Here is a 25,002-nt window from a genome sequence, read left to right as displayed (position 1 = left end):
CGTCCTTTTTGGACGGGCGGGACGCCCATCCCACAATAACAATTAAAATTGTAAGTTATTTAATTCGCGATCCTAAGTATGCGTTCCCAGCCAGAGTCTGGGAACGAGAAAAAACGATTTTTCTCGTTTTGTAGGAGTGCGAGTCCCCCTCGCTTGTTTGCCTATATATCAAGTTGGTAACGTGTAGATTGCACATTCCGCGCTAAGGTGCGATCGGAATTCTGATAGCAAATTCCGTGCCCTTGCCCAATTCCGAATTACAATATAATTCGCCTTTGTGTCTTTCTACAATAATTTGATAGCTAATTGACAAACCCATTCCCGTGCCTTTGCCAATGGGCTTGGTAGTAAAAAATGTATCGAATATCTGCTGTTTGACTTCCTCAGTTATTCCAGGGCCGTTGTCGGCAATTTTAATTTCTACAAAATTGCCGACAACTTCCGTACCAATCATAATCTGGCTGGGATTTTCTAGCATTTCTCGACAAGTTTGCCTACTGTTGGCATCTTCTAAAGCATCGATCGCATTGCTGAGGATATTCATAAAAACTTGATTGATCGGCCCAGCGAAACACTCAACGGTTGGCAATTTTCCGTAGTGTTTTACAATTTGAATTGGCTGCTTTTCTCCGTTCCCTTTCAAACGGTGATTGAGAATTAACAGCGTGCTGTCGATACCTTCGTGGAGGTTAACGGGTTTCATCTGTGAATCGTCATGCCGCGAAAAGTTCCGCAGCGACTGCACAATCTGGCAAATGCGATCGACACCAACGCTCATTGAAGATAGTATTTTAGGTAAATCTTCAGCTAAAAAATCTAGATCATTTTTTTCTCTTTGCTCTTGAATTTCTGCGACTGGATTAGGATAGTGTTGTTGATAGAGTTCGAGGTGATCGAACAAGTCTTGAGTATAATTGGTCAGATGAGCGAGATTGCCGTAAATGAAGCTGACTGGGTTGTTAATTTCGTGAGCGACGCCGGCAAGTAGCAATCCCAAACTAGACATTTTTTCGCTTTGAACTAATTGGGAATTAGTGGCTTTTAGTTGCTCCAGTGTGGCTCCTAGTTGAGCTGCTTGTTCTCGGCTTTGTGCTTCGGAATTATGCAAGGCTTCTTCGGCTTGTTTGCGCTCCGTGATGTCTCTCTGTACGCCAATAAAATGAGTTAATTGGCCCATTCGATCGCGCACGGGAGATATGGAGAAACAATTCCAGAAAGCGGTTCCGTCTTTGCGGTAATTCTTTAATATTACCTTGCATTCGCTTTCTGCTTGCAAGGCTTGGCGAATTATTTCTACTGCCGCCGGATCCGTATCGCTTCCGTGCAAAAATCGGCCGTTTTTTCCGATAATTTCCTGCCGCCGATAACCTGTCATGCTTTCAAATGCTGGATTGCAATAAATAATTGGATTTTCGGGGTCAGTGGCGTCAGAAATCGTAACTCCGGTGCTAGTAGCTGCGATAGCTCGATCGTACAACCAAAGCATTTCTTCTGCGCGCTTGCGATCGGTAATGTCCCGCAGCGTAGCTAAATAAGCCATTTCTCCGTCCCATTCCGTTTCCACCACCCGCATTTCTACTACAGCATTTGCTTTTTGCTTGCGAATAGCTTCAACTTCTGTTTGCACGACGCGAGTTCCTGGTGCTTCTGTTTTTCCAACTTGGGGAATAATATCCGTCGCCATCTCAAGGTCACAAGCGGAAACTTCTACTACTAAATTGCCAAAAAATGCTTGCCCTAAAAGTTCATCTGCGGTGCAGTTAAACAGCGCTTCTGCTGACTGGTTGGCAAAACAGACAAGTCCTAGCTTGTTAACGATTGCGATGCCGTCGGCATTTTTTTCGATCACATTCCTAAACCGAGATTCGCTAGCTTTCAAATCCTGCTTTAGCTGTTCCATTGCTCGCTCCATCTGCTGCAATTCGCACAAACTAACACTATAAGCTTCGGAAATATTGGTCTCTGGTGAATTCTGGATTCTTTTTTTTGAAATCTGTTGGTAGCCTGTTCTATTAGTCAGATTGGGAGCAGTTTGTTTATGATTCCTGCTAATATTACTGAGCTTATTTTCTGGATCTGCTTCTTGAAAAAACATATGTTAACCCTACCAAATTATTGTTTAGATTAATGTGTGGCGATCGCCCTATTTTTCGGGAAATTTAGGGAGAGAGCAATTTACACCCGATGCTAGCACATTACTTTTAGAATTCATCATAAAACATCGTTAAAATTCAAGAGCGATCGCCCTATAATTATCTATTAAGTTTTATTAAGTAATTTCAACAACATTGACACTTACGTAGCGACACGAACTGTGGAAGCTGGATATGGCTTCAATCCCCCTCGCACTCACAAAATAATCAGTTCCACGCGCAAGTTCTAGATATCTAGAAACCACTGGTCAGTATAAAATATTATATAAATTTGACAAAAAATATGGTCACAAATAAGCGAACTCATCTTTGATTATTAAAAATAATCATAATTAGCCATGACCAAATCATCTCCCTGCGGGCCGATTTGGTATAGAATATAACCTATCTATTTTTGCGATCGCAACTTCAAACCAATGGCACGTCTAGCACTTCTGAGCACATCCAATAAAACCGGACTAATCGACTTAGCGCGCAGTCTAGTAGAAGAATTTGAATTTGACATAATTAGTAGTGGCGGGACAGCAACGGCTCTCAAAGAAGCAGGCATCCCAGTCACCAAAGTTGCAGAATATACTGGTTCCCCCGAAATTTTGGGAGGGCGAGTCAAAACACTTCACCCGCGAATCCACGGTGGCATTTTAGCACGCCGCGATGTACCGGAAGACCTCGCAGATTTAACCGCAAATCAAATTCGGGCGATCGATCTAGTTGTAGTCAATTTGTATCCATTTGAAGAGACAATTTCTAAACCCGGAGTTACTCTAGCAGACGCAATTGAGCAGATAGATATCGGCGGGCCGGCCATGTTGAGAGCTTCCGCCAAAAACCACGCTCATTTGACAGTTTTGTGCGACCCAGAACAGTACAATACTTATTTAAAAGAACTGCGGGAAAACGGCGGCGAAGCATCCTTAGAGTTTCGGCAAAGATGCGCCCTAGAAACCTTTAAACATACAGCAAACTACGATCGCGCGATCGCAACTTATCTCAGCAGCAGCCAATCCCCTGAAAAATCTGCACTACCAGACGAGTTTAATTTATCAGGAAAAGAGTTGCAAACTCTCCGCTACGGCGAAAATCCCCATCAAGCCGCCACCTGGTATCAAAGCGGAAGTACACCGACAGGCTGGACGACTAGCACCATCCTGCAAGGCAAAGAATTAAGCTACAATAATTTAGTAGACTTAGAAGCAGCAAGGCGGCTGATCGTAGAATTCCCCGACACACCCGCCGCCGCTATTCTGAAGCATACAAATCCTTGCGGCACAGCCTTGGGAACAACTATTTCTGAAGCTTATCAAAAAGCCTTCGATACCGATTCAGTCTCAGCTTTCGGTGGAATTGTCGCCCTCAACCGCCCGATTGATGCTGCTACCGCAACGGCCTTAACTCAAACATTTTTAGAATGTATTGTCGCGCCGGGGTGCGAACCAGAAGCAGAAGAAATTATCAAGAAAAAGGCGAAAGTTCGAGTATTAATTTTGCCAGATTTGACTCAAGGCCCTCCACAAACTGTTAAAATAATTGCAGGCGGTTTGCTGGTGCAAGACTCAGATAATGTAGTAGAAGAAACTAGCAAATGGCGGATTGTTACTGAGAAACAGCCGACGGCGGGAGAGTTAGAAGAATTGCTGTTTGCTTGGAAAGTAGCGAAACACGTCAAATCAAATGCGATCGTTGTGACGCGCGATCGCACTACAATCGGTGTCGGCGCCGGACAAATGAATCGCGTCGGTTCAGTTAAACTAGCATTAGAACAAGCAGGAGAGAAAAGCAAAGGAGCGATTTTGGCCAGCGACGGTTTCTTCCCCTTCGACGATTCAGTCAAAACTGCGGCTGAGGCTGGCATAATTGCGATCGTCCAACCGGGCGGAAGTATGCGCGATCGAGATTCCATCGAAGCAGCCAACCAACTCGGAATCACAATGGTTTTCACCGATATCCGCCACTTCTTGCATTAATTAAGTTCGCAGCAATGACATTTTGCACCTGTATTATGAACAGGCAAGATGCCTGTTCCACAAAGAGTTAATTCTATTGTGGGGAGTAGGGGTTGGGCTTCTAGCCCGCCCTAAAGCAATGATTGAATTTTTGTTCTTCCTTCTTCCATCCATCCGTTACATCCGTTACATCCGTTACAGAATCCGTTGCCGAACTTCCTTCTTCTATAACTAACGGCTATGACTAGCACAATTCAACCGCAAATTCAACCGCAAGACATCAAAGTCAAAATCCTCCTCACCGGGGGACATCAATGCACCGTCACCCTCAAATCAGATACACCATTATTGCACAGCCTGATCAAAACATTAGTCGATCGCACCCAACAAACACTGGGTTTTTCGCCCTTATTTCAAATCCCCATAGACGACGGGCGTTCCACCCTTTTTTTTCCCGGCGAACACCTAGTCGGATTAGTCACAGAACCCCCAATTTACTTGCAGCAACTGCAACCGCAGCAGCCTGCAACTCCCGTAGAAATTCCCGCCGAAATTCCCGCCGAAATTCCCGCCCCTGCGCCGCCTGTAAATGACGACTTAATATCTCGCTACGCCCAAATAGACAACTTTTTGACCCCGGCCGAAAAGAACAAACTCATTAAATATGTTTTAGCAAAAGAATCAGAATTTGTGAGTACCAGCACCTCAACCAATGCCGAAGATTACCGCCGTTCGATGGTACTCCACTCGTTCCCAGAATTTTCCGAACTGATGGTTAATCGCATCAAAGCAATTCTCCCCGACGTGCTGCAAAAATTAAATATTCCCTCATTTCCGCTTGGTGAAATAGAAGCTCAGTTAACCATGCACAATGACAACAACTTTTACAAACTTCACAACGACAGCGGCTCTCCAGATACCGCCACCAGATTTTTTACTTACGTTTACTATTTCTATCGAGAACCCAAGGCTTTTTCAGGTGGCGAGTTGCAGATTTATGACAGCAAAATCGAGAACAATTTCTACGTTGCAGACAAGACATTCAGAACTGTTGAACCTCGCAATAACAGCATAGTATTTTTTCTGAGTCGCTATATGCACGAAGTTTTGCGAGTTAGCTGTCCCTCAAAAGCTTTTGCTGATAGCCGCTTTACTATTAACGGCTGGGTACGCAAAGCAAATTGAGGTTAATATCATGTCGGGTCGAGCTACCGCGATTTTTGTAGGGGCGGGTTCCACCAACCATAATCGCCAATAATTGACAATCTCAAAAACCCGCCCCGACCTGGATATTATGGTTAATCATCGGACATGATATAATTCATAGTCCTGGACGCATTAATCACCTAATTATGTAATTCTGAGCGAACAGAAGAATCTCAAATTATTGCCACACCATTACAATGCGTAAGTCCCGATATGTGAGCTTCTTCACTTCCCAAAGCCTACGCTCAGAATGACAGAATTACCTTACTCAAAACTATTATTCTTACTCCAGTGCTCCAGCACTTTTGAGCAATTTCACCACATTAGAATAACCCTTAAACTCAGCCAGCATTAAAGCTGTATAATTTCCCGGATTTTTGTGGTTTAGTTCTGAACCAGCATCAATTAAAATCTTTACTGCATCAGGATAACCCCGATGTGCTGCCCACATTAAAGCTGTTGCGCCGGAATCATCCAGCACGTTGACATCGGCACCTTTTTCGATTAATAATTGGACGATCGCAATATAACCGCGATCGCACGCCTTCATTAAAGCCGTTTTCCCCAAATCCGCCGGGACATTCGGATCTGCACCGCCCTCAAGCAAAGCCTTCACAGTCTCGGTATGTCCGTGAAACGCAGCCAGCGTCAAAGCCGTCTCCCCAAAGTTTTTCGCATTCACAAACTCATCCCGATTTGAGTTTACTTTTTGCAGCAAAGCCGATACGATCGCACTGTGGCCGTGAACAGCCGCCACCAGTAAAGGCGTATCGCCCAACCGATTTCTAGCACCGACACTAGCACCTCGGTTTAAGAGCAATTCCACCACATCTTCGCAGCCTTCAACCACGGCAAAATTCAAAGCAGTTTCATCATCTTTATCCTTAGCGTTGATATCCGCGCCAGCATCGAGTAAGATATGGGCGATCGGCGCATTTCCTCCAGCAGCCGCCGCCATCAAAGCCGTGCCCCCATCTCCATTTTTCACATTCGCATTAGCACCCGCACCAAGCAAAGTTTGCACCACATCAGTATTGCCAGAATCCGCAGCCAAAGTTAAAGCAGTTTCTCCGTTTTTGTCGGGAATTTCGACATCAGCACCAGCAGCCAACAGCGCCTCGACAACAGCCAAATTTCCCGCCGTCGCAGCCAGCATCAAAGCAGTTTTGCTCTCTAGATTTTTAACATTAGCATCCGCCCCACACTTGAGCAAAATTCGCACAATTTCAGCGCTACCTTGACGGACAGCTAAAAACACCATAGAATTGTCAGCAACCGCACCCGCATCCACCAAAGCTTTAACAACAGCTTCGTGACCCGATAAAGCAGCTATTTTCAGAGCAGAATCTCCATCTTTATCTCGGACATTTACATCAGCATTAGCATCAAGTAACATCCGCACAACATTGATATCTCCTTTGAGAGAAGCCGCCATCAAAGCCGTACTTCCATCATCATTTTTAGCATTAACATCAGCACCAGCAGCTAACAACAGCCGCGTAGAATCAGGCTGTTTGTGAGCCGCCGCCAGCATCAAAGCCGTCAGCCCAAAACGCCTGCTCGCTTGATTGACATTAGCGCCATTGTTTAGTAAAATACGCACGATTTCTGTATAGCCCTTTTGGGCAGCAAACATCAAAGCCGTCGTCCCCTCAGAGTCTTTGGCATTAGCGTCAACTCCCTTAGCGAGTAAAGCTTGGACGTGAATAATGTTGCCAGTCTTGGCGGCTTGAATCAATACAGCGTCTTGTTTAGTGGCAGGCATAATAGTGTCTCATCCCGTATATTTTTACCGTCGCACGAGACGGCCTGACTGGTATGCTAAGTTTTATGAAGTATGTTTGCTAATCCTCAGAACACTATGAATCTCGAAATTCCTCAGTCTGTGAAAGTTTGGAGCCAATTCTTCCACCCAGTTTTAATGTGGGTACTGCTGGCCATCTCATTCTATGCTTTGTATCTCGGCCTGCAAATCCGCCGTACCAGAAGTGCCGAAGGTGAAGTCAAAAAAGAGTTAATTAAGGGCAAATTCAACATCAAACACCACCAAATGGGTTCTTTGCTGCTAGCCTTGATGGTAACGGGGGCAGTGGGCGGAATGGCCGTCACCTACATCAACAACGGCAAACTATTTGTCGGCCCGCACTTGCTAGCAGGGTTGGGAATGACGGCAATAATTGCGATCGCAGCATCGCTGACTCCTTTGATGCAAAAAGGCAATGATTTGGCCAGAAACACTCACATCTTTCTGAATATTGTGCTCTTGGGGCTGTTTGGCTGGCAAGCGGTATCAGGCGTAGAAATCCTGCAAAGAATTATCAGCAAAATGTGATAATTTGAGTAAAATTGCTAATTGCTAATTGCTTTGGGGCGATTAGCGATTAGCAAGTAATTTTTTTTTTATTAGTTTAATATCCCAGCTTTTTTTGATATTTTAATAGATCAAAATTAAATTTAGCGACAAGTTATAAAATTAATTAGGTGATTTTTTGAATACACAATAAGAAAACACCTGCTATTAAACCTGGTAAAACGCTTTATTTACGCAACAAAAAGCGCGGCTATTTCATTATAAACAATTCCGGTTCTTCTTTACTTGGTATGCCAAACTAACAGTTAAAATCCCAAGTAAGCAAACATCTATTTTTGTAGCTTGCAAAATTTATAAAGCCATAGGCAGAACGTTTTATTAACTTAAGCTTGTTGTTAATACCTTAAACAATACCACTTCTTGTCCTATTATCAAAGTAAGCAATTATCTCGTCAAACCAATTAGTAATAGTCTTAACAGTATCGGGAAAATATTGTTGAGTTCTTTTCTGGCAGATACCAATTCTCAACAATGCCCTCAACCAATTGGTTTTTTGTACTCAAATATTTGTCGGAATTTTTCTTGTAATTTAGGCATTTATGCAAGATTGGGACACATATTTTTAACCTCAATTTGTTTGACTGATTTAGCTATTGATTTAGCATACCAAGTAAGGAAGAACCGTTTTTCATTTCTGACTCAAGTGAATTAGAATCAGACATCGATTTAAAAGTAAATTAGAATAGTTAAAGAGAAAAATCAGTTGTAAGTTGAGCTTTGTAGGAGTGAAGATCCTAATCTTAAAATTTTTTCCTTATAACTGATATCTTGCACCATTCTCAATTAGCCGTAGGGGCGGGTTCGCCAACAGCCTTAAAGCTTGCAAATAGGTTCTATAAACCCGCCCGACCCCACGAAAAATCCTCTTATTGATATTGCTGCAAGATGTCAGTTATAACCGATAACTCATCAACTTATTTATTTTTCATTCCTAAGATACAAGGGGCGGGATTCACCAACAATATTTGCCTAAAATCCATAATTTCGTAAACCCGCCCCCACGAACACGGTAAATCGCAATCTACCTATTTCAAGGTACAAAGGGCGGGTTTACAACATTTTGGGTTTTTAAATCAAAATCTTGGCGAATCCGCCCCTACGGGCTTAATACAGCGTATTCCAGGTTTATGAAGTACACCGCGCTCTCGCGGGGTTTCTTTACAGTTCTGGCATCATTACTGATTCTGTTGCTCGAAACCCGGTCGATCGCGATCTACATCTACATGGAATAAGCTGTAAATTATGGGAAATTAAACAATCTCGATCGACCCACACCTACCAACTAAGGCAAATCAGTGCTCCCCATCAGATAAAGGTCGCACTCCCGGGCCACGCCCCGCCCTTCGTTAATCGCCCAAACCACCAAACTCTGTCCCCGGCGACAGTCCCCCGCCGCGAAAACTCCCGGAATGCTGGTTGTATATTTTTCGTGCTCGGCTTTCACATTGCTGCGGGCGTCACGTTCCAATCCCAAGTCATCCAGCAAGGGCTGTTCCGGGCCGAGGAAGCCCATCGCTAGCAATACAAGCTGTGCCGGCAACACTTTTTCGGTGCCGGGGATGTGGTTCGGAATGAACTGCCCTTTCTCGTTTTTCGCCCACTCCACCTCAACGGTGTGCACGGCTTTGACATTGCCGTTTTCGTCGCCCTCGAACTTTGTCGCCGTGGTGAGATAGCCGCGGGGGTCGTCGCCGAATTTGGCTGCGGCTTCTTCTTGGCCGTAGTCGAGACGGTAGACTTTCGGCCATTCGGGCCAGGGATTGTTGGCCGCCCGTTCCGAGGGCGGTTTGGGGAGGATTTCTAGCTGTACGAGGCTTTTGCAGCCGTGGCGGATGGAGGTGCCCACGCAGTCGGTGCCGGTGTCGCCGCCGCCGATAATTACGATGTCTTTGCCTTCGGCGGAGATGAAGTTGCCGTTTGTACTCTTGTCTAAAACTGCTTTGGTGTTCGCAGTCAGGAAGTCCATTGCGAAGTGGATGCCTTTTAATTCGCGACCGGGGATGCCCAAGTCGCGGGGTTTGGTGGCGCCGGTACAGAGGACAACGGAGTCGTATTCTTTTAGCAGTTGTTCGGCTGGTAAGTCTTTGCCGACTTCGGTGTTGCAGACGAATGTCACGCCTTCGTCTTCGAGGACTTTCAGGCGGCGCATCACGACTTGTTCTTTGTCTAGCTTCATGTTGGGGATGCCATACATTAGCAGGCCGCCCGGTCGATCGGCTCTTTCGTATACTGTTACCCAATGACCGGCTTTGTTGAGTTGCGCGGCTGCGGACAAACCGGCGGGCCCGGAACCGATGACGGCGATTTTTTTGCCGGTGCGTTTGGCTGGCGGTTCGGCGGTAATCCAGCCTTCATCCCAGCCTTTGTCGATAATCGAGGCTTCGATGTTTTTAATCGTGACTGGCGGGTTGTTGATGCCGAGGACGCAGGCGCCTTCGCAGGGTGCGGGACAGACTCGGCCGGTGAATTCCGGGAAGTTGTTGGTTTTGTGGAGTCTGTCTAGGGCTTCTTTCCAGAGTCCGCGATATACTAGGTCGTTCCATTCGGGGATGAGGTTGTTAATCGGGCAGCCGCTTGCCATGCCGCCGATCATTGTGCCCGTGTGGCAAAACGGAATGCCGCAGTCCATGCAGCGCGCTCCTTGGCTGCGGAGTTTGTCCTCATCCATCGGCAGGTGAAATTCGTCCCAGTTGTGGACTCTCTCGACTGGTGAGAGTTCGGAGGGCAATTCGCGCAAGAATTCGATAAAGCCTGTTGGTTTTCCCATAGTGGTGTTCTCGTTAGAATTTACTATTCTGGCAGTTTCTCAAAGGTGAAGCTAGCTGGCTTCTGAATTAACTATTGTCATCTAAATTGTGTGCGATCGCACCTCAGATTGGGCAATTTGTACATGAAATCTTTAATATCGCCGGGAGTCGGGGAATTGTCGGGAGCGGTAAAATATAGATAGAGCGACAGCAAAGAAACCGGGTTTTTTAGCCGCATTAAAGGTTTTAAAGGTTTTGATGCAGTATTTTCGTCCATCAAACCCGGTTTCTACGTAATTTCAGCAGGGCTTATTCTGGGACGATCGCATTTACGGCTACAGCCACATCTGGAAACCGTCGCGGGTTAACTCAGACTGCCCGCCAGCGTCAACTTTCAAGCGCCGTCCCCATCAGGAGAGAGCGAAATACAATACAAAAAGTTACAGGTCTTGCAAAATATTAATTTCAAGATATACTACTGTAAATCGGTCAAATATGTGGAGTTAATACCATCAACTCCTAAAATAGGTACAAAAAGTCATGAGCATTACAATTGAGAACGTATCGAAACACTTCGGCTCCTTCCACGCCATTGACAACGTGAGTTTGAAAATAAAAAACGGCTCTCTAGTCGCGCTTTTAGGGCCTTCCGGTTCGGGGAAATCGACTCTGCTGAGGATGATTGCCGGACTCGAACCGCCGGACACGGGTCATATTTACTTGATCGGCGAGGATGCTACTCAGCAGTCGGTGCAGGAGAGGCATATCGGTTTTGTGTTTCAGCACTACGCTTTATTCAAACACATGAGTATTCGGAAAAATATTGCTTTTGCGATGGAAATTCGCAAAGTTCCTCAAGACTCTATTCGCAGGCGGGTTGAGGAACTTTTGGATTTAGTGCAGTTGACAGGTTTGGGCGATCGCTATCCTTCGCAACTTTCCGGCGGCCAGCGGCAGCGGGTTGCTTTGGCGAGAGCTCTTGCAGTTCAACCAAAAGTGCTGCTGCTAGACGAACCTTTTGGAGCATTAGATGCTAAAGTCCGCAAAGAATTGCGATCGTGGCTGCACAACCTTCACAAAGAAGTTAACATCACCACAGTTTTTGTGACTCACGACCAAGAAGAAGCTATGGAAGTAGCCGATGAAATTGTGGTGATGAACAAAGGTAGAGTCGAACAAGTTGGCACTCCTGCTGAAATTTACGACAAACCCGCAACAGCTTTTGTGATGAGTTTTATTGGGCCTGTCAATGTGCTGCCGAATGCTGCGGGTTTGTTCGCCAGCAACGCCACAACAGCTCACAAGAACGGAGCCGCTCATTCTGAAGTAGTGTTTTTGCGCCCCCACGACGTGGAAATAAAAACTAAGCCGGAGTCTGGTTTTGCATTAGCAAAAGTCAGTCGCATCATTCATTTAGGGCGGGAAATTCAAACCGAGTTACTGTTAGAATCAGAGCAGGTAGTAACAGCTTACGTGAGTCGCGAGCGCTTCGATTCTCTACAGTTAACGCGAGATCAGCAGGTTTACGTCAAGCCCAAACACGCGATGACTTTCCCTGCTTATTCAATTTAAATCAGCGGCTGCATCTTACTCAAAATACTATCGGGGAGCTTGTACAAAACACTGCTCCCACATCGTTACCAGGCTCGTGCCTGGTAATGCTGTCTCGTGGCTCTAAATCGGAGGCCGATCCTCCAGAAATTCATTCCCAGGCTCTGCCTGGGAAGGGGAAAAAGCTTCCTCCTGAAATTTTGAGTGGGAACGATAAAAAAAGGTCAGCGAAGAATATGAATGCTAACAAATTGTTCAATTTAGCAACTAGCAGTTTACTTGCTTATCGCCGTTACATCCAGGCAGGATTAACACTTTGTGCAGGATTGGGACTGTCTGCGATCGCCTCTTCAGTCGCGTACAATTGGGAATACAAATCCATGCAAGCCGAACTGCAAGAGCGACTGGACAAAATAGCTACAGAGATTCAGAGAGATGTAAGCGGCAATTTAGAAATAATTCGGGCTGCCGGAGCATTTTACAGCGTATTTGACGGGGTAAAAAAACCAGAAATTAATACATTTGTTGGTACTGCCCTGTACCGCCATCCGAGCCTGAAGGCGATCGCTTGGCTGCCCGGTGTTTCTGAGCCGCCGCAATTCCTGACTGATGAAATAGATTTAGGTTTAGATTTGACTGCCAATCGGCTTGCGTTAGAAAAAGCCGTAAAAAGACAAGAAATTATCGCGACTGACCGCCAAAAATGGTCTTCACAAAATCAACCAAGCGTCTTTGTATTTATGCCAATTTTTAGTCAAATTTCTGCTGGTGATACCGCAGCATTGCCCGAAAATCTTTCTGCTAAGAAACCAGAAAACTTGAAAGGTTTTACTCTCGGAGTTTTGCTGGTAGATGCTATTGTTAAATCTGCTTTACAGGAAACTAAACTCAACTTTGTTAACGTGTATCTTCAAGATGCTATGGCTCCTGAAGCAGAAAAATTTCTCGCTTTTTACGAAGCGAAGACTAAAAGGATAATTACCGACGAAAACATAAAAAATAAACTAGAAATTGGGGAAAGAGCTTACTGCCCGGACGGCAGCAGTTGCACCCGCATTCTCAATATTGAAAATCGCAGGTGGTTGCTGCAGTTGAGGTTAACACCAGAGTACATTAATCCTCTAAGATTTTGGCGTTCTTTGACAGTTTTAATTTTTGGTACAATCTTAACTTTAGCGGCGACACTTTATCTAATGAGCTTGTGGAATTATACCGCTCGAATTGAAAAAATAGCAGCAGAACGCAGGGCTAAATCAAAACAGCTAGAGCAAACTTTGCAAGAGTTGCAGCAAACTCAATCTCAACTGATTCAGCAGGAAAAAATGTCTAGTTTGGGTTTATTAGTTGCTGGTGTAGCCCACGAAGTTAACAATCCTATTAGTTTTATTTACGGCAATATTCAACACGCCAGCGCATATAGTAGCGATTTGTTGGAATTGGTAAAACTCTACCAAAAACACTATTTACACCCTCCATCGGAAATTTTCGAGTATTTAGAAAATATTGACTTTGACTTTCTCAGCAAAGATTTGCCGCAACTGCTGTCTTCGATGAAAATAGGAGCCGAGCGCATTGTTCAAATTGTCAAATCTTTGCGAAATTTCTCTCGTTTAGACGAAAGCGAAATGAAACCTGTCAACATCCATGAAGGCATTGACAGCACTCTGCTAATTCTGCAAAGCCGCCTGAAAGCTACAGCCGATCGCCCAGCGATCGAAATTGTTAAAAACTACAGCCATTTACCTTTAGTAGAGTGCTATGCCGGACAATTAAATCAGGTGTTTATGAATATTCTGGCTAATGCGATCGACGCGCTTGAGAGTTACAACCTCGATCGCGGGCCCCAAGCAGCGAAAGCCAATCCGATCGCGATCGCCATAACCACAGAATATTCGACGATCCCCGATAAAATAATTGTGCGGATATCCGACAACGGCCCCGGCATGGCAGAAAATGTCAAAAAACGGCTGTTTGACCCCTTCTTTACGACGAAACCAGTAGGAAAAGGGACAGGATTGGGACTGTCAATCAGCTATAAAATTGTCGTAGAAAAGCACAAGGGTACGCTGCGCTGCGATTCGACACCGGGATTGGGGACGGAATTCTCGATCGAGATTCCGCTGCGGCAAGAAGTCAGACAAGCTGTACCGTTTGTTTCGCGGAAAATATCGGAGGCAGCTTAGAAGGGGCTGGGAAAGGAAAAATTTTTTTCTCATTAACTACTGTAATTAGGTCGGATTACAGTATTATATGTAATAATGCCACAATCAAGACTGCTTTAGGCAGCTTAAACCGTCGGCACGGCCGATACTGTATAACCAAAACACGGCGAGACTAAATATGTTCACTGACTTGCAAATTATTTACGAACGCGACCAGGCGGCGCGCAACTGGCTGGAAGTATTATTTTGCTATCCCGGACTGCAAGCACTTTTTTTGCACCGGACAGCAAACTGGCTTTATTCGGCTGGCCTGCCGTTTGTACCGCGCTTGATTTCTCAACTGAGTCGCTTTTTAACAGGTATTGAGATTCACCCAGGTGCGAAAATTGGTAGGGGCGTGTTTATCGACCACGGCATGGGGGTGGTAATTGGCGAAACTGCGATCGTTGGAGATTACGCTGTAATTTATCAAGGAGCGACCCTTGGCGGCACCGGTAAAGAAATAGGAAAACGGCATCCGACGCTGGGAGAAAATGTAGTGGTGGGAGCTGGTGCTAAGGTTTTAGGCAATATTCAAATTGGCAATAATGTTCGGATTGGTGCGGGTTCGGTGGTGCTGCGGGATGTCCCTAGCGATTGCACAGTTGTGGGAATTCCCGGCCGCATCATCTCTCGAAAAAAGCAGTTAGAAGATGCTCAAAATTCTCAAGGCATACCGGATTTGGAAGCTCAAGCAATTCGAGCTTTGTTCGATAGAATTAAGCATTTAGAAGACCAGGTTAATATTTTAAAATCTCAAATATCTCCGCTAAATTCAACTGAGTCAGAGCAAAAACAGGCAGAAGAAAATGAATTGTTCATGTATTCTAATTTATTCATTACAGACTTTTTAGACGGTGCAGGTATCTAGTAAAGTTTTAATTTATATAGAGTTTTGCCCGCACTATCCTGCTGCCCTGCTACAAACTAACTTTAATTTATTCAGTAACTGGCTATGACTATTGCTTCTATTTCCACTAAAACTTTTGATGAAACGAGCCGACATATATTTCCTCGCCGCTCGCACTTGCCCAACAGAAGCAACGCTCTGTGGCGAATTGAAAGTGGAGTAGTGCGAACTGTAACGTGGCTTGAAGATGGCACAATTATCACCTTGGGATTGTGGGGGCCTGGTGATACGATCGGCAAACCGATATCAAAATGCGATCCTTTTCAAATTGAATGCCTCACTAAAGTCGAGGCAATTTTACTATTGGGCGAGCGCTGGCTAAATAGAGATATTTTGCTCACTCACATTCAGCAGGCTGAAGATTTTATGGTAATGCGAGGTTACAAAAGAGTTGATTTTATGCTCTATCAACTCTTAACTTGGCTGGCTAAGAGGTTTGGTTCTGAGGTAGAGCAAGGACATCTAATCGATATGATTTTAACGCATCAGGATATTGCCGAAATCATCGGTACAAGCCGCGTAACTGTCACTCGCACCCTCGGTCATTTTGAGCAGCAAGGCTTGATCGATCGTCTGCCATTCCACCGGATTATTCTGCAACCTTCTGAGGTGTGGCACTACGAAATATAAGGGTAGAATCAATGTCTTGTGGAACGGGCTTCTTGCCCGTTACTGACACGGGCAAATTCGCACGCGCGAATTTGCCCGGAGGGAATCGCCCGATCAATTATTGTAGCCTTAGCTACTAAAAAAAACTATTGACTTTCTGAGGCTATCTGTGCAACAATCAAAAACTATACATACAATCTACTATAAATCGATCAAGATTAAGTATTTTATGTAAAGAGAGCGATCGGTTCTCTAGCAGTGGGGAGTTTTTCGTGCTGTTCGACAGAGACAATGCAAGAGGAAAGAAAATGAGAACTAAATCCCTGAAAGCTCGATTCAAAAAAAACAAAATAGGGGCATTAATTGCGGTACTAGCGGTGCTGGCGATCGCAATTCCTCTGTTCCCGTTTTTCCCAAGCCAAGCAGCGGAATCAAAAAGTAAAATTCAATTCGTTACCCCCGCGTGGGTTGCCCAAAACGCCAGCGACAAAAACCTGCGAATTCTCGATGTCCGCACCAACCCAATGGACTACTTTATCGGGCATCTTCCCAACGCAGTCAACATCGCCGACAACACCTTGCGCGGCCCGGACAGCGGTTTGCCAGTACAGTATTTAACGCCGGATAAATTGGGGCAATTACTATCGCGAGCCGGAGTAACAGATAACAGTCGCGTCGCAGTTTATTCCGACGGCAGAGATGTTCTGGGTGCGACAATGGTTGCTTACGTATTGGAGCGATTGGGACACGCGGATATAGCAGTTATCGACGGAGGATATAGCGGTTACAAAGCTTCCCAAACTGTAAGAAAAGAATTTCCCAAATACGCGGCCGGTACACTAACTGTTCGAGACAACAAATCAATTCGAGTAACGCTTGATGAAGTCAAAAATTTAATTGGCAAAGCAGGCGTCACGTTCATCGATCCCAGACCGGAAAAATTATTTCAAGGCGAAGAAAAAATCTGGACGCGCAACGGGCACATTCCCGGAGCTCGCAACATTCCCTGGCCGACTTTTACAGATGCTGAAAATCCGCACAAGTTGAAGTCGTTAGAAGAAATCAAACAGATTTTGGCAGCTAAAAAGATCGATCGCAATAGCGACATCATCGTTACTTGCAGTACGGGACGGGAAGCGACCCTGCAATATGTCGTTTTGAAACACTTGCTAAACTATCCGAAAGTGAGGATATACGAAGGCTCTTGGACTGAATACAGCCAGACAAATTTGCCTGTAGAAACTGGCCCGGAACAAGCAGTGTAGAAAACAAATCTGTAGTTAACAGCTATTTTGGCTAAAAATTGACCGAAGAGGTAGAATGAAAACAGCAATAATCTCGATATCAATGTTCGTAATTTTGAGCGCGACCGCCTTTGGTTTTTCAACCGTGAGTGAGAATCGGAAAGCAGGGTATTCTATTGCTTGTAGTCCAACGGAACAACCCGATGAAAAATCGGAGCCGCGAAAAACTTAGCGCTAAAATGGATAGTCTGCCTCGCTTGACGGTTGTTTCTGGAGTCAGGTATTTTATTGTGAATAACACCGCAGAAATTGCTTTTTCACCGCAGACAAAAACTTCGCCGCCCCGATCCCAGCGTCCGATTATAGCGATTGTCTTGACATTATTTGGTGCTGGTGCCCTCGGTTTGGGCGCCTACGGCTGGCGGCAGAGCGTTTTATTTCTGATTGGAGGTTTGCTGGGTGCGAGCTTGTATCGCGCTAGTTTTGGCTTTGCTTCTGCCTATCGCAAATTATTTGCCGATCGCGATATTACAGGTGTTTTAGCGCACTTGTTGATGTTAGGAATTGCTACTGTACTTTTTGCTCCCGTACTTGCATCAGGAGAGGCCTTCGGACACAAAATAGCCGGGGCTGTTGCGCCTGTGGGCTGGCAAAATGCGATCGGCGCATTTCTATTCGGAATTGGAATGCAATTGGGCAGCGGCTGCGCTTGCGGCACACTTTGGACAATTGGTGCCGGCAGCACGTCAATGCTATTAACCCTGCTGACTTTTTGCATCGGTTCTTTTGCAGGAAGTTTGACCAGACACCTTTGGAATTTGCCCTCACTGCCGCCAATATCTTTAGGAAAAACCTTGGGATGGACGCCCGCAGTTATCTTGCAACTGAGCGTATTTTTGTTAATTGCGATCGCCCTCTGGCAGTGGAATCGCGCCAACGGCAAGCAACCCGTAACAGCAAATTCTCTCCTCAAAAATCCCCAATCCCACATCAAAAATCGATGGCTTTACGGCCCTTGGCCTCTGGCTGCCGGAGCTTTTGCTCTTGCCTTTCTCAACTGGGTAAAACTGTTAATTGACGGTCGCCCTTGGGGAGTGACTTGGGGGTTTACTTTGTGGGCGGCAGAACTTGCTACCGCTTTCGGTTGGAATCCAACAACTAACCCGTTTTGGAATACTCCCGACAAGTTGGAATCCCTGCAAAAAGGCATCTTTGCTGATGTTACTTCCGTGATGAATTTTGGTATTGTTTTGGGTGCAATTTTAGCAGCGGCTTTGGCTGGCAAATTCACTGTCAAAACTAACCTGTCCTTATCCAAAGTTGCAGCCGTTTTGAGCGGCGGTTTCATGATGGGTTACGGAGCGTTGCTGGCTTTCGGCTGCAATGTAGGCGCTTTTTTTAGCGGTATTGCTTCTACCAGTTTGCACGGTTGGCTGTGGATTGCTGCTGCTTTGTTGGGTAGCGTTGCGGGAATTAAACTGCGATCGCTTTTGCGACTTGAGAATTAATCTCCAGCATTAATGGGCGATCGAGCTGCGCGTAGGGACAAAGGCAAAGTCTTTGTCCCTACAGATGTCGCGTTTTCCCGTCAAGCGCGCCCTTTCACATAAAATACTGTTTGTCTATAGACATTAAGTATTTAATAGTGTAAGGTATTAGATTAAGTAGAGAGAGGTGGCGATCGCTCCTTGAGTGCGATCGCCCGATTGCTAGCAAAACACTCTCTCAATCTTGCCATTAGAGCCATTAACAAGAATTGCCACATCAGCGAAATCTTATAGATTATCCGGGCAAATCTCATTAGGCTGAATTTGCTCTATATCAAGCGCATTACACTTAATTGTGCGCTCAACCCACATGATAAAAAGTCAGAGGAACTAAGCACAATCAATGCCGTACCATCATCTCAAAGATAATGTCTTGCAGCCCTTAAATAAAAAAAGTGGCTGGCCAGTTATTTCTTGGCAGCCTCTCAAATTTCAGAAATCGTTCCTACTGAGAGTTTTTGCTTTCTTTTTTGCAGTAGGTTTGAGCTTGAGCTGGTTAATCCCTCATGCTGCGATCGGCCAGCAACCAAAAGATGTCGAACTCACCTTAGTTTCCTTTGCTGTTACCAAATCCGCCTACGACAAGATTGTTCCCGGCTTTGTAGCGAAGTGGAAACGAGAAAACAAGCAGAATGTCAAGATCAGCCAAAGCTACGGGGGTTCCGGTTCCCAAACCCGTGCTGTGATTAGCGGTTTGGAAGCCGATGTCGTACACTTAGCCTTAGCTTATGATACCGATCGCATCCAAGAAGCCGGTCTAATTAAATCAGGTTGGGAACGAGAAGTACCCAATAACGGAATTGTTAGCAAATCAGTTGCGGCATTAGTAATGCGGGCCGGAAATCCCAAAAAAATCCAAGGCTGGGCCGATTTAGCCAAACCCGGCATCAAAGTAATTACTGCTAATCCCAAAACCTCTGGTGTCGCGCGCTGGAACTTTTTAGCTTTGTGGGGTTCCGTAACTCGAAACGGAGGAAACGAACAAGCAGCCCGCACCTTTGTCAGCCAGGTTTACAAAAACGTGCCAGTGCTTCCGAAAGATGCCCGCGAAGCATCTGATACCTTCTACAAACAAAACCAAGGCGATGTACTGATCAACTACGAAAACGAAATTCTATTGGCTAAAGCGCAGGGCGAAGCTGAACCTTTCATCATCCCCCAAGTGAATATTTCCATTGACAACCCCGTGGCTGTAGTTGATAAATACGCAGCTAAACACGGCACTACTAAAGTGGCGGAGGCTTTTGTGAAATATCTTTACACGCCGGAAGCTCAGCGAGAATTTGCGAAAGCGGGTTTTCGACCTGTTAACTCGACGGTAGCTGCAGAATTTAGCAGTAAGTTTCCCAGAATTGGCAAACTGTTTACTGTCGGCGATGTAGGCGGTTGGAATGCGGTGCAACAGAAATTCTTCGCTGACAATGCGATGTTCGATCAAATTGAGAATGCTCTGGGCCGGAGATAATCTGGATCGGAATTGCGTTAATTAAATTTAATCTTTGCATCCTAAATAAGTTTCAAGGCAAGTGCGATCGCCCTTGCTTTTTTCTTTCTCTTGATTCCTTTCTTCTGGCTGCCAACAGATGCGATATCTCGCACCTGTTGACTGCAGCCAAGTAGGTGAGTATGAACTGAGGGAGGGCGGGTTTATGTAACCTATCTGCAAGCTTTAAAACTGTTGGCGAACCCGCCCCTACAGGCTACTGAGAATGGTGCAATATCTCAGTATGAATCAACTTAACGATGACACAGCATAGATCCGCCTACGCCTACTTAGCAATTACTTCAAGGCGGGGGTATTGCTTGTAAAATACTTGCTCCCTGCAACATTTGAGACTTTCGGGATCTACCCGCTTCTGGGTATTCCCAAGACGGTGCAAAGGGCGGAACCAAGAAGGGGCAAGCTTTCCAGCCACCCTGTACCGCCACGCCGAGCATCAGGCAGTTTCCGCCCCTGTGCCCGTGCTGCTCGTAATACCGACAGTGCCGACAGCTTAAACCTACATTTACGTTGCTCACGGGATTTCTCCAACCGTTTTTGTAATAAAAATATATTAACACCTGCACATCTACCGGAATTGTGTACTATGATATAATGTACAATTTAAACTCGATCGCCAGTGGGGAATGTGGAACTATCTTCTAGAGTAGAATATGCCCTGTTAGCGCTCTTGGAACTGGCGAGCCATTACCCGAAGGATTCGCCCCTAACAGTGAACGAAATTACTGCTTCTGGTGAGATACCAGAACGCTATCTAGACCAAATTCTTGCCGTGCTGCGGCGTGCGAGTATCGTCCAGAGTTTGCGGGGCGCTAAAGGCGGTTATTTGCTGGCAAAAGAGCCTTGGCAGATTACTTTGCTAGAAGTGTTTTCGATACTCGAAGGCGAGGGCAGCAGCCACATTCAAAAAGTTTCGGAATCTGCAACAATAGAAAAAACTGCGGTGCTAGAAATATGGCAGGAAGCTCGACAGGCATCCTGGGCTGTTTTGGGGAAATACACATTACAAGATTTGTGCGAACAGCGGGATGTTCGCAAACAAGCACATCCCATGTACTACATTTAATTGGAGAGAAATTAAGCCATGAGAATTGCTAAGGATGTTACAGGAATAATCGGCAGAACTCCTTTAGTTCAGCTAAATAAAATTCCCCAAGCCGAAGGAGTAGTTGCTCAAATTGTGGCCAAATTGGAAGGGATGAATCCGGCTGCTTCGGTGAAAGATCGGATTGCGGCCAGCATGATTCAGGCTGCAGAAGATGCGGGGTTAATTCAACCTGGGAAAACTATTTTAGTTGAACCGACTTCAGGCAATACTGGAATTGCTTTGGCAATGATCGCGGCGGCGAAAGGGTACAGTCTGATTTTAACGATGCCGGATACGATGAGTACGGAACGCCGATCGATGCTGAAAGCTTACGGAGCTCAGTTGGAATTGACGCCCGGACATGAAGGGATGTTAAGCGCGATCGCCCGTGCGGAAGAAATTGTAGAAGAAACCCCCGACGCTTTCATGCTGCAACAATTTCGCAACCCCGCTAATCCGAAAATTCACCGGGAAACGACGGCCGAGGAAATTTGGGAAGATACAGAGGGTAAAGTAGATTTTTTAGTGGCTGGAGTCGGCACCGGCGGTACGATTACTGGAGTTGCTGAGGTAATTAAACAGCGGAAACCGAGTTTTAAGGCGATCGCAGTTGAACCAGCCACCAGCCCCGTGCTTTCTGGAGGAAAATCTGGTGCTCACAAAATTCAAGGGATTGGCGCAGGATTCATCCCGGAAGTGTTGAAAACAGAGTTAATTGATGAAACAATCGCAGTTAGCGACGCAGATGCGATCGCCTACAGTCGCCGACTAGCCAGAGAAGAAGGATTGTTGTCAGGAATTTCTGCAGGCGCCGCTTTGTGTGCCGCAGTTCAAGTCGGCAAGCGTCCAGAAAATGCAGGAAAATTGATAGTTTTTGTGCAGCCTTCTTATGGCGAACGCTACCTCAGTACAGTCTTGTTCAAAGACTTAGAATTGCCGACAGTCAGCGAACTCGAAGCATTAGTCAGCAATTATTAATACGTAGTAGGGGCGATCCCCGTGGTTTCCCTTGCGAAGTAGGGGTAGTGCGCCGCCGTGCCTACCCCTACTTTTCAGACTTGATACAACTTCCAACTAGCCATCGCCAACATTCCGTAAATCACAAACTTTAGCGGGCGTTGAGGCATAATTTTGCAGAATTTAGCCCCTACCAAAACTCCCGGCACCGAACCCAACCAAATTGGCAAAACCAAACTCCAGTCTACTGTTCCGAGGCTGAGATGTCCCAGAGATGTAAACATCAACAAAATGGCTGCCTGCGAAATATCTGTACCCACCAATTTAGAAGTATCCAGGCGGAAAAAAGCAATCAGCAACAGTGCAAACATCGAACCGGAAGACACGCTAGTGATTCCCACTAAGCCTCCTAAAATTGCTGCCGCACTCACAGTACAAATACGGCCGTAATTAGTATTTAAGTCCCATTTAGGGGGCGCAGGAAATTTTAAATTAGGGAAAAATGTTTTGACCGCTAATTGGGCCAGCGATAAAGCAACAATTAGGGCGATCGCTACTCCCAGAACGCGCAGCAATATGCTGTCTAAATTCTGATTTGGGCTGCACTTGATGCAGTGTAAAAGCCACACCCCAGCCAGCGAACCGGGTACGCTACCCAATGCCAGCCACTTAACTACTTGCAAGTCGAGGGTTTTTTGCTGCCAGTGTTTGAATCCGCCAACAACTTTCATCAGTGTAGCAGCTACGACATCCGAACTAATAGCAATTGATGCTGGAATTTGGAAAACAAAAATTAACATTGGGGTGATAAGCGATGCTCCGCCCACTCCGGTCAAACCAACGATAATGCCCACAAAAAAGCTGAGAAAGGATAGTAATAAGTAGTTCACGATTATGCCCAAAAACTGTGTAATTAAGCGCTACCAACCAACAAATAGATAACTGGCGCGACTTTTGCAACACAGCTACACAGGCAAAGTAGTAGTCGCATTTCACTATTTATAACCGGGACTTGTGCTATTCAACGCTTGAGACTTACCGCGCGTTCAGCTACAAAATTTTTGGTGAAAGTGAGTAAATGCAAATAAACAAAGCTACAAAGATTGTAGTGTAAAAGCTCCCTGATTTGATTAAACTTACCTGTGTAACTGATTAAGAATTTTCGATTTTTTGATAGTTGAGATTTTGCTTTTTACCTTGAATTGACTATCGTCACAGGTAAAAATGAGCTGAGGTTAATCGAGTCCTTGCCGGAAAAGAAATCGGGACTATCGAGAACATTAAAATGAATCAATGCCACAACGAGAATTGTGAAGGCGGTTGAGGAAACTAAACCTGTCAATAACTCTTTTTTGAGGTTTTTTTCCTTGGATTTGTCTGCAAAAACATCTACAGCCCCGAATTGCATCAACAGAATTCCAACAATATTGGAAAGCCAGTAGCCGACAATTGTGCAAGGAAACAGTAAATCTGGGGAAAGCCCACTACAGATATACCCAAAGGCGTAGGCAATTGGCAGATTGAAAAATATGTCGTTCCACCAACACAGCGGTGACAGCAAATATCCAATTCCCAGAAGCAACCCGCCTCTGATTTTTTTAAACCAGACTTCCTGAAAGCTTTTAGCTTCTGGCAACTGTTGGGTCTGTTGTCCTGCAAGCTGGTACTCTTGACTGACTTTTTTAGCGTTTTCCACGTTAACAACTCATAACTCGATCGGCTTACCGTAGTTTACCATCCCAACAGAGTTATGTCTAGTAAGTCAATCGAGTTACCGTATTTTAGCGGCACAGGGGTAAGTCTACTTTCTTTGTGGCAGCAAAATATCGATCGGGGACAGGTTGTTGAGAACAGACAAGATTGCAAAAGTCCTTTTAAGGATCGTGGATTAAATAACTTCCTACAAAAAATGCAAGTTATTTAATTCTCATTCCTAATCAAATTTTCGGACGGGCTAGAAGCCCATCCCACAAGAAAAAAAATTTTGTGGGATGGGCTTCTAGCCCGTCCTAATTATTTTTGCAATCTTGTCTAATGCTGCCTGATGTCCTTTTTGCAATCAATCGGGTATTACAAAACTACTCGGGCTCAGGGCGGTTGCCAAAATCGAATAAATTACTCCAATTCCCAATAAGCCCACAGCGAAACTGAAAAATAAAACCATGCCGTCTGGGGGATTGTAGGTATCGCTGTCAATTTGGTGGCGAACGGTGAAGTAGTGCTTAGTAGAGATTAAGACTGTCGCCCAACCGATTAGAGAGAAGATTAAACCCAACTTCCACCCCATCGCCTCGCGGTAATGTACGGGCATTTGCACGACGCGAAGTCGGATGATGACGACGCCAAAACCCATGAGGGCGATGGCCGCCCGCATCCAGGCTAAGAAGGTGCGCTCATTTGCCGATCGATCGATCGCCCGCGACAGATTGTGCTGCTTTGGTTTCTCATCATCTACTTGCATCGGTTGGAACGATAATTGCACGCGATCGAACTCTTTAATATTCATATTAAACCGCCACCATTATTCAGGTGCCATCAAACCAAATGAGCTAGAAGGAACGGTAAACATATAATAAATTACCCCAGCCCCTAGGATGGCGATCGCGAGGCTGAAAAGAATTACCCAGCGATCGGTAGGTTCATAAGTATCGTAATCGATATCGTGACGGACGCCAAAGTAGTGCTTAGTTGAGAATAACACCGTCAGCAAACCCACTGCTGAAAAAAGCAAACCCAACTTCCAGCCATTGCCGGGAGTTGGGAGTAGAGGGGGATGAAAAGTCCGAAGGCGCACGATAACTACGCCAAAACCCATCAGCGATATTGCTGTCCGCATCCATGCTAAATAAGTGCGCTCGTTTGCCAAGTGATCCCGCACCCGCGACGGATTTGGTCGCTTAATCTTTTCTGTATTTAATTTCGTGGATTTCCAATTTAATAGCATAGATGCAACCTTTTAATTTTAACTGCAAATA

23 protein-coding genes are annotated in these 25,002 nt (G+C 45.4%); 13 read left to right on the top strand and 10 right to left on the bottom strand.

Annotation, left to right across the window (positions count from 1 at the left end; genetic code table 11):
• Positions 1-202: 202 nt before the first annotated feature.
• Positions 203-2,095: a PAS domain S-box protein gene (locus QUA50_RS05440; RefSeq protein ID WP_333259763.1), complete on the bottom strand. Its 1,893-nt coding sequence runs from the start codon at positions 2,093-2,095 to the stop codon at positions 203-205.
• A 474-nt stretch (positions 2,096-2,569) separates the two neighbouring features.
• On the opposite strand from QUA50_RS05440, the gene purH reads away from it, so the two are divergent.
• A complete protein-coding gene (gene purH / locus QUA50_RS05435; protein ID WP_333259760.1) occupies positions 2,570-4,117 on the top strand; it encodes a bifunctional phosphoribosylaminoimidazolecarboxamide formyltransferase/IMP cyclohydrolase in 1,548 nt (515 codons plus the stop codon).
• A 219-nt stretch (positions 4,118-4,336) separates the two neighbouring features.
• Positions 4,337-5,281 (top strand): 2OG-Fe(II) oxygenase, encoded by a 945-nt coding sequence (locus QUA50_RS05430; RefSeq protein ID WP_333259758.1) that lies wholly within the window; start codon positions 4,337-4,339, stop codon positions 5,279-5,281.
• Positions 5,282-5,585: 304 nt separating this feature from the next.
• Here the strand turns inward: QUA50_RS05430 and QUA50_RS05425 are convergent, their stop codons facing one another.
• Positions 5,586-7,067: an ankyrin repeat domain-containing protein gene (locus QUA50_RS05425; protein ID WP_333259755.1), complete on the bottom strand. Its 1,482-nt coding sequence runs from the start codon at positions 7,065-7,067 to the stop codon at positions 5,586-5,588.
• A 96-nt stretch (positions 7,068-7,163) separates the two neighbouring features.
• On the opposite strand from QUA50_RS05425, the gene QUA50_RS05420 reads away from it, so the two are divergent.
• The gene (locus QUA50_RS05420; RefSeq protein WP_333054092.1) at positions 7,164-7,634 is read left to right on the top strand and encodes a DUF4079 domain-containing protein; all 471 of its coding nucleotides are present in this window, start codon (positions 7,164-7,166) and stop codon (positions 7,632-7,634) included.
• Between the two features lie 277 nt (positions 7,635-7,911).
• On the opposite strand, the gene QUA50_RS29205 is transcribed toward QUA50_RS05420, so the two are convergent.
• The 3 genes from QUA50_RS29205 to QUA50_RS05410 all read right to left on the bottom strand — a co-directional run bounded on the left by QUA50_RS29205 (position 7,912) and on the right by QUA50_RS05410 (position 10,697).
• Positions 7,912-8,013, bottom strand: a complete 102-nt coding sequence (locus QUA50_RS29205; RefSeq protein WP_445243143.1) for a transposase — start codon at positions 8,011-8,013, stop codon at positions 7,912-7,914.
• Between the two features lie 942 nt (positions 8,014-8,955).
• Positions 8,956-10,440 (bottom strand): glutamate synthase small subunit, encoded by a 1,485-nt coding sequence (gene gltD, locus QUA50_RS05415; RefSeq protein ID WP_333259752.1) that lies wholly within the window; start codon positions 10,438-10,440, stop codon positions 8,956-8,958.
• Between the two features lie 77 nt (positions 10,441-10,517).
• Positions 10,518-10,697 (bottom strand): hypothetical protein, encoded by a 180-nt coding sequence (locus tag QUA50_RS05410; protein WP_333259749.1) that lies wholly within the window; start codon positions 10,695-10,697, stop codon positions 10,518-10,520.
• Positions 10,698-10,960: 263 nt separating this feature from the next.
• Here QUA50_RS05410 and QUA50_RS05405 point away from each other — a divergent pair, with 263 nt between their 5' ends.
• From QUA50_RS05405 to QUA50_RS05375, 7 genes are all read left to right on the top strand, one after another.
• Positions 10,961-11,992 (top strand): sulfate/molybdate ABC transporter ATP-binding protein, encoded by a 1,032-nt coding sequence (locus QUA50_RS05405; protein WP_333259747.1) that lies wholly within the window; start codon positions 10,961-10,963, stop codon positions 11,990-11,992.
• Between the two features lie 215 nt (positions 11,993-12,207).
• Entirely contained in the window at positions 12,208-14,154 is a 1,947-nt protein-coding gene (locus tag QUA50_RS05400) for an ATP-binding protein (protein ID WP_333259744.1), read from the top strand.
• A 157-nt stretch (positions 14,155-14,311) separates the two neighbouring features.
• Entirely contained in the window at positions 14,312-15,043 is a 732-nt protein-coding gene (gene cysE / locus QUA50_RS05395; protein WP_333259742.1) for a serine O-acetyltransferase, read from the top strand.
• 84 nt (positions 15,044-15,127) lie between these two features.
• A complete protein-coding gene (locus QUA50_RS05390) occupies positions 15,128-15,712 on the top strand; it encodes a Crp/Fnr family transcriptional regulator (RefSeq protein WP_333259739.1) in 585 nt (194 codons plus the stop codon).
• 287 nt (positions 15,713-15,999) lie between these two features.
• Entirely contained in the window at positions 16,000-16,956 is a 957-nt protein-coding gene (locus QUA50_RS05385; protein ID WP_333259736.1) for a sulfurtransferase, read from the top strand.
• Positions 16,957-17,138: 182 nt separating this feature from the next.
• Entirely contained in the window at positions 17,139-18,443 is a 1,305-nt protein-coding gene (locus tag QUA50_RS05380) for a YeeE/YedE family protein (RefSeq protein WP_333298527.1), read from the top strand.
• A gap of 382 nt (positions 18,444-18,825) precedes the next feature.
• The gene (locus QUA50_RS05375; protein WP_333259728.1) at positions 18,826-19,947 is read left to right on the top strand and encodes a sulfate ABC transporter substrate-binding protein; all 1,122 of its coding nucleotides are present in this window, start codon (positions 18,826-18,828) and stop codon (positions 19,945-19,947) included.
• A 320-nt stretch (positions 19,948-20,267) separates the two neighbouring features.
• Here QUA50_RS05375 and QUA50_RS05370 read toward each other — a convergent pair whose 3' ends face one another.
• On the bottom strand, positions 20,268-20,501 hold the full coding sequence (locus tag QUA50_RS05370; protein WP_333259725.1) for a hypothetical protein: 234 nt from the start codon (positions 20,499-20,501) through the stop codon (positions 20,268-20,270).
• A 110-nt stretch (positions 20,502-20,611) separates the two neighbouring features.
• On the opposite strand from QUA50_RS05370, the gene QUA50_RS05365 reads away from it, so the two are divergent.
• Positions 20,612-21,049, top strand: coding sequence for an Rrf2 family transcriptional regulator (locus QUA50_RS05365; protein WP_333259722.1), 438 nt, complete (start codon positions 20,612-20,614; stop codon positions 21,047-21,049).
• 18 nt (positions 21,050-21,067) lie between these two features.
• Positions 21,068-22,048: a cysteine synthase A gene (gene cysK, locus QUA50_RS05360; protein ID WP_333259719.1), complete on the top strand. Its 981-nt coding sequence runs from the start codon at positions 21,068-21,070 to the stop codon at positions 22,046-22,048.
• Positions 22,049-22,122: 74 nt separating this feature from the next.
• On the opposite strand, the gene QUA50_RS05355 is transcribed toward cysK, so the two are convergent.
• Positions 22,123-22,917: a sulfite exporter TauE/SafE family protein gene (locus QUA50_RS05355; protein ID WP_333259717.1), complete on the bottom strand. Its 795-nt coding sequence runs from the start codon at positions 22,915-22,917 to the stop codon at positions 22,123-22,125.
• Between the two features lie 302 nt (positions 22,918-23,219).
• On the bottom strand, positions 23,220-23,723 hold the full coding sequence (locus tag QUA50_RS05350; RefSeq protein ID WP_333259715.1) for a hypothetical protein: 504 nt from the start codon (positions 23,721-23,723) through the stop codon (positions 23,220-23,222).
• Positions 23,724-23,777: 54 nt separating this feature from the next.
• Between QUA50_RS05350 and QUA50_RS05345 the strand changes: the two genes are divergently transcribed.
• Entirely contained in the window at positions 23,778-23,951 is a 174-nt protein-coding gene (locus QUA50_RS05345) for a hypothetical protein (protein ID WP_333298525.1), read from the top strand.
• A gap of 135 nt (positions 23,952-24,086) precedes the next feature.
• On the opposite strand, the gene QUA50_RS05340 is transcribed toward QUA50_RS05345, so the two are convergent.
• Positions 24,087-24,533, bottom strand: a complete 447-nt coding sequence (locus QUA50_RS05340; RefSeq protein WP_333259712.1) for a DUF202 domain-containing protein — start codon at positions 24,531-24,533, stop codon at positions 24,087-24,089.
• Between the two features lie 15 nt (positions 24,534-24,548).
• Positions 24,549-24,971, bottom strand: a complete 423-nt coding sequence (locus QUA50_RS05335; protein ID WP_333259710.1) for a DUF202 domain-containing protein — start codon at positions 24,969-24,971, stop codon at positions 24,549-24,551.
• Between the last annotated feature and the right edge of the window lie 31 nt (positions 24,972-25,002).

The organism is Microcoleus sp. M2_D5 (assembly GCF_036701935.1).
Classification (GTDB): Bacteria; Cyanobacteriota; Cyanobacteriia; order Cyanobacteriales; family Microcoleaceae; genus Microcoleus.
The sequence above is the reverse complement of the archived record's forward strand: the minus strand, read 5'-3'. Positions and strand labels throughout refer to the sequence as shown.